The organism is Bacillus sp. FSL W8-0102 (assembly GCF_038007225.1).
Taxonomy (GTDB): domain Bacteria; phylum Bacillota; class Bacilli; order Bacillales; family DSM-4216; genus Bacillus_O; species Bacillus_O smithii.
On sequence record NZ_JBBOWT010000001.1, the window covers coordinates 3,301,978 to 3,318,852 of the forward strand.

General features: G+C 43.1%; 10 protein-coding genes and 1 pseudogene. 3 read left to right on the forward strand and 8 right to left on the reverse strand.

The genetic code is table 11. The features are described from left to right. Positions 1-74: 74 nt before the first annotated feature. Both N1I87_RS15655 and N1I87_RS15660 read left to right on the forward strand, forming a co-directional pair. Positions 75-2,318: a ribonucleoside-diphosphate reductase subunit alpha gene (locus N1I87_RS15655; RefSeq protein ID WP_341102810.1), complete on the forward strand. Its 2,244-nt coding sequence runs from the start codon at positions 75-77 to the stop codon at positions 2,316-2,318. Between the two features lie 27 nt (positions 2,319-2,345). Further along, positions 2,346-3,392: a ribonucleotide-diphosphate reductase subunit beta gene (locus N1I87_RS15660; RefSeq protein ID WP_340397382.1), complete on the forward strand. Its 1,047-nt coding sequence runs from the start codon at positions 2,346-2,348 to the stop codon at positions 3,390-3,392. Positions 3,393-3,643: 251 nt separating this feature from the next. On the opposite strand, the gene N1I87_RS15665 is transcribed toward N1I87_RS15660, so the two are convergent. From N1I87_RS15665 to gatC, 5 genes and pseudogenes are all read right to left on the reverse strand, one after another. Continuing rightward, positions 3,644-5,203, reverse strand: coding sequence for an IS1182 family transposase (locus tag N1I87_RS15665; protein ID WP_270584763.1), 1,560 nt, complete (start codon positions 5,201-5,203; stop codon positions 3,644-3,646). A gap of 308 nt (positions 5,204-5,511) precedes the next feature. Next, positions 5,512-6,694, reverse strand: a pseudogene (ltrA, locus tag N1I87_RS15670) (group II intron reverse transcriptase/maturase); the annotation flags it as partial. Positions 6,695-7,299: 605 nt separating this feature from the next. Continuing rightward, positions 7,300-8,730, reverse strand: coding sequence for an Asp-tRNA(Asn)/Glu-tRNA(Gln) amidotransferase subunit GatB (gene gatB / locus N1I87_RS15675; protein ID WP_048624098.1), 1,431 nt, complete (start codon positions 8,728-8,730; stop codon positions 7,300-7,302). 15 nt (positions 8,731-8,745) lie between these two features. Next, positions 8,746-10,206 carry an Asp-tRNA(Asn)/Glu-tRNA(Gln) amidotransferase subunit GatA gene (gene gatA / locus N1I87_RS15680; protein WP_341102812.1) on the reverse strand — a complete coding sequence of 487 codons (1,461 nt, stop codon included), beginning with the start codon at positions 10,204-10,206 and terminating at the stop codon, positions 8,746-8,748. Between the two features lie 13 nt (positions 10,207-10,219). Further along, positions 10,220-10,510 carry an Asp-tRNA(Asn)/Glu-tRNA(Gln) amidotransferase subunit GatC gene (gatC, locus tag N1I87_RS15685; protein ID WP_003354105.1) on the reverse strand — a complete coding sequence of 97 codons (291 nt, stop codon included), beginning with the start codon at positions 10,508-10,510 and terminating at the stop codon, positions 10,220-10,222. Positions 10,511-10,863: 353 nt separating this feature from the next. Between gatC and putP the strand changes: the two genes are divergently transcribed. Next, positions 10,864-12,360: a sodium/proline symporter PutP gene (gene putP, locus N1I87_RS15690; protein ID WP_341102814.1), complete on the forward strand. Its 1,497-nt coding sequence runs from the start codon at positions 10,864-10,866 to the stop codon at positions 12,358-12,360. An 89-nt stretch (positions 12,361-12,449) separates the two neighbouring features. On the opposite strand, the gene aceA is transcribed toward putP, so the two are convergent. The 3 genes from aceA to N1I87_RS15705 form a co-directional block, all read right to left on the reverse strand. Next, a complete protein-coding gene (gene aceA / locus N1I87_RS15695) occupies positions 12,450-13,739 on the reverse strand; it encodes an isocitrate lyase (protein WP_327804632.1) in 1,290 nt (429 codons plus the stop codon). Positions 13,740-13,771: 32 nt separating this feature from the next. Next, entirely contained in the window at positions 13,772-15,364 is a 1,593-nt protein-coding gene (aceB, locus tag N1I87_RS15700; RefSeq protein ID WP_003354102.1) for a malate synthase A, read from the reverse strand. A 327-nt stretch (positions 15,365-15,691) separates the two neighbouring features. After that, a complete protein-coding gene (locus N1I87_RS15705) occupies positions 15,692-16,873 on the reverse strand; it encodes a CamS family sex pheromone protein (protein ID WP_003354101.1) in 1,182 nt (393 codons plus the stop codon). Positions 16,874-16,875: the final 2 nt, after the last annotated feature.

Here is a 16,875-nt window from a genome sequence, read left to right on the forward strand (position 1 = left end):
TTGTCTATCGTTTGATCCGCTCATATTTCCGGGCGGATTTTTTTGTTCTTTCAAACGATAAGGAGGACCAAACCATGATCTCAACCAATTCAAAAGAACAAGTTTTTCAGCTTTTATTTGAAAAACTATCTCACCAATATCCACAGCTTGATTTTTCGATATTATCCTTAAAAGCCAAACAGATGGCGGAACAAAAACCTTGGCTTTCTACCAAAGCGTTAACCGAGGAATTGATTTTGGAATGTCTCGGTTTTATCTCTGTAGAAGAACCTGATTGGACGTTTGTAGCCGCCAAGCTGTTCGCCGGCCTATTGTATACAGAAGCAGCAGCCAACAGAGGCTATGATCCGGGCGAGACAGGCTACGGGCCTTTTTATCCGTTGATTCAACATCTGACGGAGATTGGAATTTACGACTCTGTTCTGCTTGAAACCTACACCAAACAAGAAATAGAAGAGTTGGAATCTATTATTGATCCGAAAAAAGACGAGCTATTTACATACATCGGGCTGCGTACATTAAATGACCGGTATTTAGCAAAAGATTACGAAAAAAGAACGATGGAATTGCCGCAAGAACGTTGGATGATCATCGCTATGACGTTGATGCAAAAAGAACCGAAAGAAAAACGTCTAACGCTTGTGAAAGAAGCCTACTGGGCGTTAAGCAATCTCTATATGACGGTAGCCACTCCGACTTTGGCCAACGCCGGCAAAAAATACGGTCAATTATCCAGCTGCTTTATTGATACAGTAGACGACAGCCTTCAAGGTATTTACGACAGCAACACCGATGCGGCCAATTTATCGAAACATGGCGGCGGAATCGGTTTGTATCTTGGAAAAATCCGCAGCCGCGGCAGCGCCATTCGCGGCCATCAAGGCGCTTCATCAGGAGTCATTCCGTGGATGAAACAATTGAACAATACCGCTGTCAGCGTCGATCAGCTCGGACAACGCAAAGGAGCGATTGCCGTCTATCTGGACGTTTGGCATAAAGATATTTTTGCATTTCTAGACGCGAAACTGAATAACGGCGACGAACGGTTCCGTACCCATGATATCTTCACGGGTGTGTGCATACCCGATCTCTTTATGGAAGCCGTCGAAAACCGGGATGATTGGTATTTGTTTGATCCTCATGAGGTCAGAACCGTCATGGGCTTCTCATTGGAAGATTATTATGACGAAGAAAAAGGCCGGGGAAGCTTCCGTGAAAAATATCAAGAATGTGTCAACCATCCACAGCTTTCCAAAGAAAAAGTGCCTGCGATTGAAATTATGAAATCCATTATGAGAAGCCAGCTCGAAACGGGAACGCCGTTTATGTTCTACCGTGATGAGGCCAATCGCATGAATCCGAACAAGCATAAAGGAATGATCTACGCGACGAATTTGTGCACCGAGATTGCCCAAAATATGAGCCCGACCGTCATGACCCAACAATATATCCAAGACGGCCGCATTCACGTGGAGAAAGTTCCGGGAGATTTTGTCGTTTGTAATTTGTCGTCCATCCATTTAGCAAGGGCCGTTCAAGATGGATGCTTGGAACGTCTCATCCGGATTCAAGTCCGAATGCTCGACAATGTGATCGACATCAACCATCTTCCTGTTTTGCAGGCTCAAATCACGAACCAAAAATACCGAGCCGTCGGATTAGGCACGTTCGGCTGGCATCATTTGCTCGCTTTGAAACATATCCGCTGGGAAAGTGATAAAGCCGTTCAATACGCGGATGAATTATATGAAACTATCGCTTACTATGCCATTCAAGCCAGCATGGAATTAGCGAAAGAAAAAGGAGCCTATCCTTACTTTGAAGGCTCCGATTGGGAAAGCGGACGCTATTTTGAAGTACGCGGCTATCTGAAAGATGAAAAATGGAAACAGCTGGCCCGCAGCATTCAAGAACACGGAATTCGAAACGGCTATTTAATGGCGATCGCTCCGAATTCATCCACCTCCTTGATAGCCGGAAGCACACCGAGCATTGATCCGGTTTTCCAAAAATTTTATGCCGAAGAAAAGAAAGATTACAAGATACCGGTGACAGCGCCCGACTTGAACGCCGACACGACATGGTATTATAAATCGGCCTATCTTCTCGACCAACATTGGAGCATCCGTCAAAACGCCGTTCGTCAGCGCCATATTGATCAATCGATTTCCTTTAACATGTACGTACAAAACACGATTAAAGCGAAACAGCTGCTGGATCTTCATTTGCAAGCATGGAAATCCGGACTGAAATCTACGTATTATTTGCGGTCCACTTCGTCGGAAATCATGGAAGAATGCGAATCGTGCTCAAGCTGACATTGGATATTCAAGGAGGATATGAAAATGGAAGGATTAAAAAAGAGAGAACTAATCAATCGTGAAGCTCCCAACCGTTCGACGAAAATTGTCAACGGTGAAAGCTCCAATATTTTAAACTGGGATGATGTCCGCTTTTCTTGGGCTTATCCGAAGTATAAAAGAATGCTGGCTAATTTTTGGACGCCATTTGAAATCAATATGTCCCAAGACATTAAACAATTTCCTGAGCTGCCTCCTGCTGAACAGGACAGCTTTTTGAAAATCATCGGCCTTCTCGCTTTGCTTGACAGCATCCAAACCGATTATGCCGGAAAAGTGGCCGATTATTTGACCGATTCCAGCTTAAACGCGCTGATGATTATATTGGCTCAGCAGGAAGTGATTCATAATCATTCTTATTCTTATATATTATCCAGCCTCGTTCCGAAACAAAAACAAGATGAAGTTTTTGAGTTTTGGCGGACCGAACCTACTTTGCAGCGAAGAAATGAGTTTGTCACCGATGGGTATAAACATTTCGTGGAACAGCCTACCGTGGAGCACTTATTGAAATCCTGCGTGTTTGACGTCATTTTGGAAGGACTGTTCTTTTATTCAGGGTTCGCTTTCTTTTACCATCTTGCTCGCCATCAAAAAATGGTCGCGACAAGCACGATGATTAATTACATTAACCGGGACGAACAAATTCATGTCGATTTGTTTGTGAAAATCTTTAAAGAAGTATTAAAAGAATATCCGGAATATGATAATGAAGAAATGGAACACTTTGTGAAAGAAACTTTTAAACAAGCGGCAGAACTCGAGATTGATTGGGCACGAGAAGTGATCGGCAATAAAATAAATGGCATTTTCATTGAAGATGTAGAAGCCTATGTCAAGTTTTATTCCAACTTCCGCGTCAAACAGCTTGGATACCCGGATTCAAAACCGTTTCCGGGCTATCAAACCAACCCGCTTCCGTGGATTAAAGCGTATGAAGAAGTAGACTTAGGAAAATCGGATTTCTTTGAACAAAAGTCGCGTCAATATACAAAAGTCAATGTGATTGACAACGGATTTGATGAATTATAAACCCCTCAAGCTTAATCGAGTAGGAGGGGGTGATTAACCCCCGTCCTCTCACACCACCGTACGTACGGTTCCGTATACGGCGGTTCAATCAAGATAAATGACGCAAGAATTCATAACGTTTCTGTAGACTTTTAAGGAGGCTGACCCAAAAGGTCGATAAAATCGACTTTTTAGGGCTCAGCCTTTTTCTTTAGAATGATTTATTGGATATTATTGGTTGTAATTCGTGCACAGAAGATCATTCCCCTGTTTTATTCCCTCACTTTTTGTTGTTTTTCAGTGTATGTTGCCCACTTTTTCAAATTGTGGGCAACACAAATAAGACCCCATTCCACCGTTGTTTTGGAAAGGCCTCTTAATGTAAATCGTTGGAAGTGGCTGTTGTGCTTAATTTGAGCAAATACTGGCTCCACTTCTATTTTTCGTTGTCTATACTTCTTTTTCGCTTCCTCCGAGGTTAATCTTTCACGGACTTCTTGGCGCTGCTTCTGATTCTTCATGGAAACACTGATGCTTTTTGTGTTCTTTCCTTTTGCACAAGAAGATTGAAAAGGGCATCCATAGCAGTCTGTGCACATGTAAGTTCGTTTCACCGATTCATACCCATTTTCTGATTTCCGTTTTCTTTCGTAACTAAAGGTAAGTCGTTTATTATTTGCACAGATCCATTCGTCTAATTCCTCGTCATAAGTCATGTTCTCCAATTTACCGATTTGATTTTTCCAAGCTTTTGTTTGTTCCTTATCGAATGTGTTGTATTTAACCAGTGCTTCCATTTCTTCCTTTTCACAATAATCATAGTTTTCTTCGCTACCATAACCAGAATCGGCAATGAGTGTCTTTGGTTTTGGCCGATTATACTTTTTCATTAATTCAAAGTGAGGAATTAGGCAGCCGGGATCTCCGGCACGTTGATGTAGACTGAACCCTGTGATAAATTGTCCTTCCGTTCCGATTTGTACATTGTAACCAGCCTTTAATTGACCGTTCTTCATGTGGTCTTCTTTCATGCGCATGAAAGTGGCATCTTTATCCGTTTTTGAATAGCTGTTTCGGTCGCCAAATGTTGCTTTTTGTTCTTCATATTTTTGCTTTCTGGGCAAAAGATCCTTTTCCAATTGTCGTTTTGCTTTTTTCAGGGTTCGATTTGTAGGTTCCTGTTCTAATTTTTTCTCTACCTTTTTGATGGTCTCTTGGATTTTCTCGGAGGTAACAGGAGCTGCCTCCAATTTTTCTTGAAAATCCATTTCTTTTTCAGCTTGCTCATCTTCTTTCATTACTTCCTCAATCGATAAGACGATCTGTTTGTATTTCTCATCCAGCTTTGTATCGAACTTTTCGGTCGCCTTCCTCCAAACAAAAGTATATCGATTAGCGTTAGCTTCAATTTTCGTTCCATCAAAATAATAATCTTCAAGCTTTACTAACCCCTCCTGGCATAAAAGATCCACAATTCCGAAGAAGGTTTCATAAATGACATCCTTCATACGATTGGAGCGAAATCGATTGATTGTACGAAAATCAGGTTTTTGGTTTCCCGAAAGCCACATAAAATAAATGTTTTCTCCCAGTTGTTTAGCAATTTGCCGGGAAGAATAAATTCGATTGACGTAGGCATAAAGGATAATTTTTAACATCATTTTGGGATGGTAAGGCGGGCGGCCGCCACCAGGATGAAGAGAAAGAAGGATGTTTGGATTCATCTTTTCTACTGCCAAATCCACAATTCGGCAAAGATGATGTTCGGGGATTAGAACTTCTATATCCATTGGTAGAACTAATTGTCCTGTCGTGGTATAATTTATGTACATAAGAAAATCGTTCCTTTCCGGTAGATTGGTTGTAGTGACTAAATTATACCAAAAAAGAACGATTTTCTTTATTTTTTTGTACAGAGTTTCAAGATTAATTTTTCACTCTGTTGATTGGAGTGGAAGGCGCGAAGACTCCTGCGGGAGTACGGGACAGGGGAGACCCCGCAGGAGCGTAAGCGACGAGGAGGCTCCCCGGCACGCCCGCGGAAAGCGAAGCGCCTGGAACGGAAATCAACAGACCAGGTTCAAAGAACCATTCACAAAAAATGGGTGTCCCTAAAAGCTATACTTTTGGGACACCCTCTTCTGTGTAATATGGGACTTTTTGAGATTCGCCAATAACCTTTACGACTGTTCCCCCATTCATAAGCTTTCCATTCAGGAACTCCTAGTTTTATGAGGTTGCGTATCCTGGTCTTTGAGGTCTTCCAGTTTTTCCATAAACACATCCGGAGTCTTCGTCGAATCCAGCCATCCAAATCTTCAAAGATACTCTTTGTGTCTGCTAATGCAAAATATCCACACCATCCAAGTAGATATTGGTTAAGTTTCTTAATCCGATATTCCATTGGGTATGGTATTTTTCTTGACGTGATTTCTCGCACCTTTTTCTTCATTCGTTTTAGACTTTGCTTGGCAATCCGAACTTTTGGCTCTTTTGAAGGTGTAAAACTAAATCCTAGAAACTTTCGTTTCCATGGTCGGTCAACCGCAGATTTCTTCTCGTTGACTTTTAGACGAAGTTTTCCCTCAATAAATCGTTTGACACTAGCCATGGTTCTTTCACCAGCCCGTTTTGACTTCACGTAAATATTACAGTCATCGGCATAACGAACAAATTTATGCCCTCTTTTCTCTAATTCTTTGTCTAGTTCATCTAGTACAATATTCGAAAGTAAAGGGCTTAGGGGGCCACCTTGCGGCGTCCCTTCTTCTGTCCTAGATACCACACCATTAATCATGACACCAGCTTGTAGATATTTGCGGATTAGCTTCAATAGTGGCTTTTCTTTAATAGTCTTGGCTAATGTACTCATCAGCCTGTCATGATTCACTCGATCGAAGAACTTTTCTAAATCCATGTCTACTACCCATCTATAACCATCTCTGATATAGCCTTTTGCTTTCCTAACTGCGTCATGAGCACTTCGATTTGAACGAAACCCATAACTATGTTCGGAGAACATAGGGTCATATATCCTCGATAATACTTGGGCAATTGCTTGTTGAATCAAACGGTCTGTTACGGTTGGAATACCTAGTAACCGAACACCGCCATCAGGTTTCGGGATTTCGACTCTTCGAACAGGCATTGGTTCATAGGTACCCTTTGAGAATTGCTTCTTTAATGGATATCCAGTTTTCGACTATGTGCTGACGTAGGTTTTGTACGGGCATCATATCTACTCCATGGCTACCTTTGTTCTTTTCTACTCTTTGTAAAGCTAAAAGCATATTCTCCCGTGACAGGATTTGATTCAAAAGCATTGTTATTCTTCCTTCCGTGAATAGCTTATCTTCTTATGCCAGTGGTCACTCCACCCTCCAAGAGGTCCCCCACGGAATTCACCGTTTCCTTCCTCAAGTGAGGTACTACGTTTTCTGTGTTCAACATGACACACTGAATGCAAAGGGCTATTCTCTCTTAATTGTTCAGTCCTTCCGAATTGTTCTAGACCAATTCGTACTATGACCTCTGCTGACTTCTGATGGCTCAGCTACTTATCACTAAGTAGGTTATGAAGGGTACTTCACGTATCCATCAGACCTCCCCGGGTAAGAGTGTAATCTTTCCTTCCATCCATCTGCTTCATTTACTCTGTATCACCTTCGGCAGAAAGGGCTTTGTTTTGTTGTGCAAACTCACCCAGTGTGACCTAGCCTCATATGAAGTTCGTGTTCCTCAGATCGGAAGTTTGCCGCCCGCTTCCTTCAGATTCCGCGTCACCACGGACACCCTTGCGTTAAGCTAACTGCTACTTCTGCCTTCGCAGCTCGGGACTTTCACCCTATAGATTACACCCATGCCGGGCGCACACAAAAAAGGAGGCCGGCTCTTAAACGGAGCCGCCTCCTTTTTATTATAAAGCATGTTAACGTTTATTGATTTCTTCAAGCAATAACTTATTCACCATCGGCGGATTAGCTTGTCCTTTAGTCGCTTTCATAATTTGACCGACAAGGAATCCAAGCGCCCGATCTTTTCCGTTTTTAAAGTCTTCAATCGATTGCGGATTGGCGTCGAGCACTTCCAGCACATATTTGCGCAGTTCATTTTCATCAGAAATTTGGACAAGCCCTTTCTCTTTGACGATTTTTTCCGGATCTCCGCCTTTTTCGACCAACTCTTTAAATACTTTCTTGGCAATTTTAGAAGAAATAGTGCCATTTTCAATCAAGCGAATCATGCCTGCCAAACTTTCAGGCGTCAAGGCGATTTCATGCAATTCTTTTCCTTGCGCATTTAAATAAGCAGACACTTCTCCCATCATCCAGTTGGAGGCGAGCTTAGCATCGGCTCCAGCTTTTACGGTTGCTTCAAAGAAATCGGACATTTCTTTTGTAAGGGTCAGAACTTTGGCGTCATAAGCTGGAAGACCCCATTCTTCCACATATCGTTTTTGCCTTTGATCCGGAAGTTCCGGGATTTCAGCGCGCACCCGTTCTTTCCATTCGTCGTCAATATACAGTTCTACTAAGTCCGGTTCCGGGAAGTAGCGGTAATCATCCGATCCTTCTTTCACGCGCATCAAGATCGTTTGTCCGGTCGCTTCATCAAAACGGCGAGTTTCTTGTTCAATGACTCCGCCGGACAACAAGATCTTTTCTTGCCGTTTTTGTTCGAATTCCAGCCCTTTGCGAACAAAGTTGAACGAGTTCAAGTTTTTAAGCTCCGTTTTCGTTCCAAATTCTTTTTGACCGTATGGACGGAGTGAAATATTGGCATCGCAGCGAAGCGATCCTTCTTCCATTTTACAATCCGACACGCCTGTATATTGGATAATCGATTTCAATTTTTCCAGATAGGCATATGCTTCTTCCGGGCTGCGAATATCCGGTTCAGAAACGATTTCAATCAGAGGTGTCCCTTGACGGTTAAAGTCAACCAATGAATAACCGTTTCCGGCATGGGTCAATTTCCCGGCATCTTCCTCTAAATGCAGGCGAGTAATGCCGATTTTTTTCTTTTTGCCGTTCACTTCAATTTCAATCCAGCCATTTTGGCCAATTGGCTGATCGTATTGGGAAATTTGATAGGCTTTCGGATTGTCCGGATAAAAATAGTTTTTGCGGTCAAACTTCGTTTCAGTCGCAATTTGGCAATTTAACGCCATCGCCGCTTTCATCGCAAATTCTACCGCCCGTTTATTCAACACTGGCAGCACACCCGGATATCCAAGGTCGATCACGTTCGTATTGGTGTTCGGTTCAGCTCCGAAATGAGCAGGTGCAGGCGAAAAGATTTTCGACTCCGTTTTGAGTTCTACGTGCACTTCTAATCCGATCACAGTTTCAAAATTCATTCGCTTTTTCACCCCTTACAGTTGCGGTTTTTGTTTATGGAAGTCCGTTGCCTGTTCAAATGCATGCGCCACGCGGTAAACAGTGCTTTCGTCAAAGTGCTTTCCGATAATTTGAAGCCCTAACGGCAATCCGTCCGCAGAAAATCCGCATGGAACAGAGATTCCCGGCACACCTGCAAGATTCACAGGGATCGTTAAAATATCATTTGCATACATCGTCAACGGATCGTCTATATTTTCGCCGATTTTGAATGCCGGTGTCGGAGTCGTTGGCCCGATGATGACATCATAAGTTTCAAAAATATCTTCAAAGTCTTTTTTGATCAGCGTACGCACTTGTTGTGCCTTCTTGTAATAAGCATCATAGTAACCGGAGCTTAACGCAAATGTTCCAAGCATAATGCGGCGCTTTACTTCGTCGCCGAAGCCTTCTGCTCTCGTTTTCTTATAAAGTTCAATCAAGTTTTCGGCATTTTCCGTCCGATAACCGTAGCGGATGCCGTCAAAGCGAGCCAAATTGGACGATGCTTCAGAAGAAGCCAACAGATAATACGTGGCCACTCCGTATTTTGAATGCGGGAGCGATACTTCTTCCCAAGTGGCTCCTAGTTTTTCGAGCACTTTCAAAGCATTCAATACGGATTGTCGAACTTCTTCTTGAACTCCTTCGCCAAGATACTCTTTTGGAACGGCGATCTTTAATCCCTTCACATCTCCGGTTAGTGCAGCCGCATAATTCGGCACTTCCACATTGGCCGATGTAGAGTCATGCGGATCCAATCCGGCGATCACTTGTAGAAGATAAGCGTTATCTTCTACATTGCGTGTAATGGGACCGATTTGATCCAAAGAAGAAGCAAAAGCTACTAATCCAAAACGAGAAACCCGTCCATAGGTCGGCTTTAATCCTACGACTCCGCAAAAGGCTGCAGGCTGGCGAATCGATCCACCCGTGTCAGATCCTAAAGCAAAAGGAACTTGTCCCGCTGCCACTGCCGCAGCCGAGCCTCCTGAAGAACCGCCCGGAACCCGTTCCGTATTCCATGGGTTGCGAGTCAGCTGGAAGCCGGAATTTTCAGTGGAGGATCCCATCGCAAATTCATCCATATTCAATTTTCCGATCGTAATGGCTTCTGCTTCCCGAAGTTTTTCGATTACGGTCGCATCATAAATAGGATCGAAGTTTTCTAATATTTTGCTTGCGCAAGTTGTGCGAAGACCTTTTGTAACGATGTTGTCTTTAATTCCAATCGGCATTCCGAATAAAAGGCCTTTTTCTTCGTCGCTGCCCAGCTTTTCGTCCAGTTTTTGCGCTTTTTTACGAGCGTTTTCTTCATCTAAAGTTAAGAAAGCTTGTATTTTTTCATCCGTTTCACTGATTCTTTTATAAGCTTCATCGACTAAGTCCGAGACGCTTACTTCTTTGTTATGTAAAAGATCGTGCAATTCTGTCAGCTTATGGTCAAACAGTGCCATTCATACCCCTCCTCTACTCAATAATGGCCGGAACACGAATTTGCCCATCTTGGTGGTCAGGCGCATTCTTTAGAACTTCTTCGCGAGGAAGCCCTTTTTCCGGAGTATCTTCTCTCAGCACGTTTTTCATTTCCAGCACGTGCGAAGTTGGTTTTACATTCGTCGTATCTAATTCATTCAGCTGTTCCGCAAACGAAATAATGGCATCCAGCTGTGTAGCGAATTTTTCAGCTTCTTCTTCCGTAATCGCCAATCGCGCTAAATCAGCAACGTGCTTTACTTGTTCAATGGAAATTCGTGACATTTCCTTCACCTCCAGAATATTCTCGTGCCATTGCAATAATATTGATGATATCAAAATAAAAGATGGAAAAGCAACAAATTAGCGTAATTTCTCACTCAATGTTTATTGTACCACGAACATTGTCGACGGAGTAGAGAACAAATCTCCGTCTATTTCTTTTCCAAAATCTTTTTTATATGACTTGTTTTCTTAAAATATCAAATTATATAATATTTTTCTATAAGACCTTTTTCTCAAGGACGAAATGGCCGATCTACAGAAGCTGGCCACCGTATAATCGGCTCTATGGTTCATAAAATAATAGAAAGATTTAAATTTGAAAATTCAAAAAAATATTACAAGAGGAGGATTTTATGGAGAGCGGCGTTTATATTTCAATATCGATTTATTTTTTGGCCATGCTGGCTATCGGATGGTACTCTTACAGGAAAACGTCGAATTTATCGGATTATATGCTTGGCGGCCGATCGCTCGGACCTGCTGTCACCGCTCTTTCCGCTGGCGCCTCGGATATGAGCGGGTGGCTATTGATGGGGCTTCCCGGCGCCTTGTACACAACCGGAATTTCCGGTTCATGGATCGCCATCGGACTGGTCATCGGGGCGTATTCCAATTATTTATTTTTGGCGCCGCGATTGCGAATGTACACATATGTCGCCAATGATTCCATTACGATTCCAAACTACTTAGAAAATCGGTTTATCGACCGTTCTAGGCTGCTGCGCCTTGTTTCTTCGCTGGTCATTATTATTTTCTTTACCTTATATACATCCGCCGGGATCGTTTCCGGAGGAAAACTGTTTGAATCGGCCTTTCACCTCAACTATCATTTAGGGGCCTTTCTCACAGCAGGAGTCGTCATTTTTTATACTTTGTTAGGTGGATTTTTAGCTGTCAGTTTAACCGATTTTGTCCAAGGAACGATTATGTTTTTTGCTCTTATTCTCGTACCGCTTGTCGTTTTTCTGGATTTGGGCGGCCCCGTCTCCGTTTTCAGCGAGATTCATTCGGTGGATCCGAAACTGCTGGACATGTTTAGAGGTACATCGATCATGGGCATTATCTCCTTTCTGGCTTGGGGGCTAGGCTACTTTGGACAGCCGCACATCATTGTCCGCTTTATGGCGATTCATTCTGTCAAGGAAATGAAAACGGCGCGTCGGATCGGAATAGGCTGGATGATCATGACGGTCGGCGGCGCTGTTCTTGTCGGACTTACAGGGATTGCCTATATGTCCGTCAAACATTATCCTCTTCACGATCCGGAAACTGTCTTTATCGTGTTCTCCAGGATCTTATTCCACCCGTTGATCACCGGCTTTTTATTAGCGGCTATATTAGCGGCCATCATGAGCACGATATCGTCACAGCTTTTGGTCACATCCAGCGCTTTGACCGAAGACGTTTATAAAGCGTTTGTGAAGCGGAATGTTTCTGACAAGGAATTGGTGTTGATCGGACGGCTTTCGGTTCTTTTAGTAGCCGTTGTCGCGATTATTTTATCGTATTCGCCGAATGATACGATTTTAGCTTTAGTAGGCAATGCTTGGGCAGGATTTGGCGCCTCTTTCGGTCCGGCGATCTTACTGAGCTTGTATTGGAAACGAATGAATAAATGGGGGGCGCTTGCAGGCATGATAGTCGGAGCTGTAACGGTGATCATCTGGATCAGCATTCCTGCCCTGAAACACTTTATGTACGAAATGATTCCAGGCTTTTTCTTAAGCACATTGGCGATTTTGATAGTTAGCCTCCTTACATCCAAACCAGAAAATGAAATTGAACAAACGTTTGAATTAATGGAAGAAACGTTGGCAAAAGAATTGAAAAAAGGGGTCAGACCCCTTTAGTTGAGTAAAGGGGCTTGGAAGCGGAAGATTAAGTGACGGCTACATGAAGAACAAGAGCTTCGGAATGAGATCCGAAGCTCTTTTCTTTATTATCTTTGAGGTTGAGTTTGGAATTGTTCCACTTCCGTAGAGCCTTTAAGGGCAACGGTAGATGCATTTCCACCTGTAACCACCATGGACACTTCGTCAAAATAGCCGGTGCCGACTTCGCGTTGATGGCGAGTAGCCGTGTATCCATATTTTTCGCTGGCAAACTCTTTTTGCTGCAATTCAGAGTAAGCAGCCATTCCACGGTCTTTATAGCCTCTTGCCAATTCGAACATGCTGTAGTTAAGCGTATGGAATCCGGCAAGTGTAACAAATTGGAATTTATAGCCCATTTTAGCCAATTCTTTTTGGAAGTTGAGAATCGTTTTATCATCCAATTTTGCCTTCCAGTTAAACGATGGCGAGCAGTTGTATGCCAATAGCTTGCCTGGGAATTTCTCATGGATGGCTTCCGCAAATTGGCGAGCTTCTTCCACGTTCGGTTCAGAAGTTTCACACCAGATAAGGTCAGCATAAGGCGCATAAGCAAGTCCGCGAGCAATCGCTTGTTCAATTCCTTTTTTCGTGCGATAAAATCCTTCTTCCGTGCGTTCCCCTGTAATAAATGGAGCATCATATGGGTCAATATCGCTAGTGATCAAATCAGCTGCTTGAGCATCCGTTCTGCCTACCAGAATAGTTGGTACGCCCATTACATCAGCCGCCAAACGAGCAGCGATCAAATTGCGTACAGCTGTTTGAGTCGGCAGCAGCACTTTTCCGCCTAAGTGCCCGCATTTTTTCTCAGAAGAAAGCTGGTCTTCGAAATGGACACCGGCAGCCCCTGCTTCGATCATCGCTTTCATTAATTCGAATACATTCAATTGTCCTCCGAAACCGGCTTCTGCGTCTGCCACAATCGGAGCAAACCAATCAATGGAGTCGTCTCCTTCTAAATGGTGGATTTGGTCGGCGCGTTGCAAAGCTTGATTAATCCGTTTGACCACATGCGGTACGCTGTTGGCCGGGTACAAACTTTGGTCAGGATACATTTGGCCGGCGAGGTTGGCGTCGGCTGCCACTTGCCATCCGCTCAAATAGATGGCTTTCAATCCGGCTTTTACTTGCTGCACGGCTTGGTTTCCGGTCAACGCTCCTAATGCATTGATATAGTCTTCCGTATGAAGCAGTTTCCAAAGCTTTTCAGCACCGCGGCGAGCCAGTGTATATTCAATATCAATCGAACCGCGAAGTTTGATCACTTCTTCCGCTGTATACGGACGAGTAATCCCTTTCCATCTTTCATCATTTTCCCATGATTCTTTTAATTTTTGTACACGTGGATCTGTCATTGTCAATTCCTCCCATTTTCATAGATTCGTATTTATAAAATTTGATAACCAGGAATGGTTAAGAAATCCTCAAATTCATCGTTTAACGTCAGTCTGTCAAACAATTCGACGGCTTCATCGAATCTCCCGGAAGCATAGGCTTCTTCGCCGATTTCTTGCTTGATTTTTTCAAGCTCTTCTTGCTTGAATTGTTCATACATTTCTTTCGTCACCTTTCGCCCGTCGTCCAAAATTCCTTTTGGATGGCGAATCCATTGCCATAATTGAGCGCGGGAAATTTCAGCAGTTGCCGCATCTTCCATTAAATTGTGAATCGGCGCAGCACCCCGACCGCTTAACCAAGAAGCAATATATTGAATCCCGACATTGATATTCATACGGACGCCTTCTTCGGTGATTTTCCCTTCCGGAACTTCGACGAGATCTTGTTCCGTTACATGGACATCCTCCAATTTCTTGCTTTCAATTTGATTCGGTTCTTTCATTTCCCGGTCAAACACTTCCATTGCCACCGGCACAAGACCAGGATGAGCCACCCATGTGCCATCGTGTCCGTCTCTTGCTTCCCGTTCTTTATCTGCCCGCACTTTGGCAAAGGCTTCTTCATTTTTCTTCTCATCATCTTTGACTGGTATTTGCGCAGCCATCCCGCCAATGGCCGGTGCTTTTCGGCGATGGCATGTTTTGATCGTCAAAAGCGAGTAGGAGCGCATAAACGGAACGGTCATGGTGACAGTAGAACGATCCGGCAAAATAACATCTTTATGATTCCTGAACTTTTTAATGTAGCTGAAAATATAATCCCAACGCCCGCAATTCAAACCGGCGGAATGTTCGCGCAATTCGTATAAAATTTCATCCATTTCAAAAGCTGCCGTGATCGTTTCAATAAGAACCGTTGCTTTAATCGTTCCTCTAGGGATGCCGACATATTTTTGCGCATAAACAAAGACATCATTCCAAAGCCTTGCTTCCAAATGGCTTTCTATTTTCGGAAGGTAGAAGTAAGGTCCTGTACCGTTCTCCACTAATCGCACGGCATTATGAAAGAAAAACAGCCCGAAATCAAACAGTGCCCCGGAGATAGGTTGTCCATCCACCAACACATGCTTTTCTTCCAAATGCCAACCACGCGGGCGCACAATTAATACAGCGGTTTTGTCCTTCAATTCGTATGTCTTTCCGTTAGGATTTTTGAAAGTGATCGTGCGGTTTACAGCGTCCCTTAAATTGATCTGTCCCTCGATGATATTCTCCCAAGTGGGCGATGTAGCATCTTCAAAACAGGCCATAAAACATTTGGCGCCCGAGTTTAACGCATTAATGACCATTTTGCGATCAACAGGCCCGGTAATTTCCACTCTGCGATCCTTCAAGTCTTCAGGAAGGGGAGAAATTTCCCAATCACTATTCCGAATAGATTCGGTTTCTTTCAAGAACGTCGGAAATTTTCCTTGATCGAACTCTCGTTGACGTTCTTCTCTCTTTTTCAGAAGTTCCACTCGACGCTGCCCAAATCTTCTTTCTAGCTGTTCAATAAATTGCAAAGCATCCGGAGTCAGAATTTCTTCATATCCAGGCCGCATCGGACCAGTTACTTGAATCCCAGCTATTTGAGTGGCCATCTTCTTTATCACCTCTTTGTTATATTACAGTTATAAACTGTTATTTGTATTATATAACAGATAACCCAGAAAAGGAAGTGGAATTTTCTAATTATTTATAAATTTTTGACTGATATTTTTCGACATAAGAAAAGAGCCTCCCTCCAAGCTTACCAGCTCGAAAACAGACTCTTTTTTTCTCTTGAGCAACACTGAAAAAGCCAACGTGAAAAAAATTGAGTTTCTCCGTTCCTTTCGTTCATTCCCTTTTACCGGACATCAAAAAATCCCCGCCTCTTTATAAAAGGCGGGGATCAAGCAAAGCTGCAGCAACGCTCTCGGAAGGCTTTACTGCCCATAAATATGAACGAACGGTTCTTTGGCTTTTGCTTTCTTCACAATTAATGCTTCCGGTCCTTCTACGGAACTGATATTGACTTCAATCGGGTAATAATCCGGGAAATGGTTGAGAATCAAGCCGGAAACATATTGCGTAAAACCTATCGCCTCGGCTTCGCCATTAAATTGAATACTGATGTCAATTTGCAAATTGTTCAGCTGGCCATCTTTATAAAAAGCACGGCCAACAATACCTGTCGTATTGTCAAAATATTTTTGGACGTCTTCTTTAAAATTCAAAAAGTAGGTATTATCATCGCGATGGTCTGCATCTGCTTGGTCTGACGGGAAGAGATAATACTTTTCATCAAGCCCTTCCCAATGGCTGATCGTCGATTCTCCTTTTCCTAACGTAGTGTAGGCAAAGAAGTGTCCGGGCACGACAGAATCTTTGCTTGCTTGTTCAAAAAGGGCGATGACGACCGGAACATTTTCCAAGCCTTTTATTTTGCGAATTCGTTTGGCTACTTCATCCGCTATTTTCTTTCCTTGCTCTTCCACTTGTTTATGCGGAATTTTCAAGTCATACGTAGCACCGTATTCTTCTTTCTGATAGTAGTGGACCGAGTTAAGAGCGAGACCGATCACGACTCCTCCCAGTTGTACCGTGTTATCATCCATTTGCTTTAAATAATCTTGTTCCGAAATGTGTGCCAAATAAATGGGGCTTTTTTTATTCCGTTCATCGATCGAACCTTTTTCATCATCAATCGGATTTAATCCTAGATTTTCAGATGGTTTAAGTCCATGCTCTTTCAGCTGCTTCTTCGTGTATTTTCGCTCAAGCCAGGCAGCAATCGTTTTTTTACTCAAATATTGCCCTTCTTGGAACAAATATTTTTCCGGCGAAAACTCTTGTTTTGCAATTCGCATTAATCCCGTTTCAAACTCATCGATGTCATAGCGAGTGTTTAAATTTTGAACGACCATTCCTTGTGCTTTTCCCGGTTTAAAAGGCAAAATCGTTTTATAATATTGATCCGAAATTTGGTAATTAGGAATGATCGCTTTTTCTTTTTTATCATTCTTTTTCTGAACGACCTGATTTTGTTTATCAATGGACGACGGTGCACAGCCGCTTATACTTGCCAAAAGGCAGGCCGCTAAGGCAACCGTTAACCACTTTTTCATCG

Coding starts and splice junctions, on each gene's coding strand:
- aceA (WP_327804632.1), bottom strand. CDS start 13,739: ATGACAGATCCACGTGTACAAAAATTAAAAGAATCATGGGAAAATGAT.
- N1I87_RS15655 (WP_341102810.1), top strand. CDS start 75: ATGATCTCAACCAATTCAAAAGAACAAGTTTTTCAGCTTTTATTTGAA.
- putP (WP_341102814.1), top strand. CDS start 10,864: ATGGAGAGCGGCGTTTATATTTCAATATCGATTTATTTTTTGGCCATG.
- gatB (WP_048624098.1), bottom strand. CDS start 8,730: ATGAATTTTGAAACTGTGATCGGATTAGAAGTGCACGTAGAACTCAAA.
- N1I87_RS15705 (WP_003354101.1), bottom strand. CDS start 16,873: ATGAAAAAGTGGTTAACGGTTGCCTTAGCGGCCTGCCTTTTGGCAAGT.
- gatA (WP_341102812.1), bottom strand. CDS start 10,206: ATGGCACTGTTTGACCATAAGCTGACAGAATTGCACGATCTTTTACAT.
- gatC (WP_003354105.1), bottom strand. CDS start 10,510: ATGTCACGAATTTCCATTGAACAAGTAAAGCACGTTGCTGATTTAGCG.
- aceB (WP_003354102.1), bottom strand. CDS start 15,364: ATGGCCACTCAAATAGCTGGGATTCAAGTAACTGGTCCGATGCGGCCT.
- N1I87_RS15660 (WP_340397382.1), top strand. CDS start 2,346: ATGGAAGGATTAAAAAAGAGAGAACTAATCAATCGTGAAGCTCCCAAC.
- N1I87_RS15665 (WP_270584763.1), bottom strand. CDS start 5,203: ATGTACATAAATTATACCACGACAGGACAATTAGTTCTACCAATGGAT.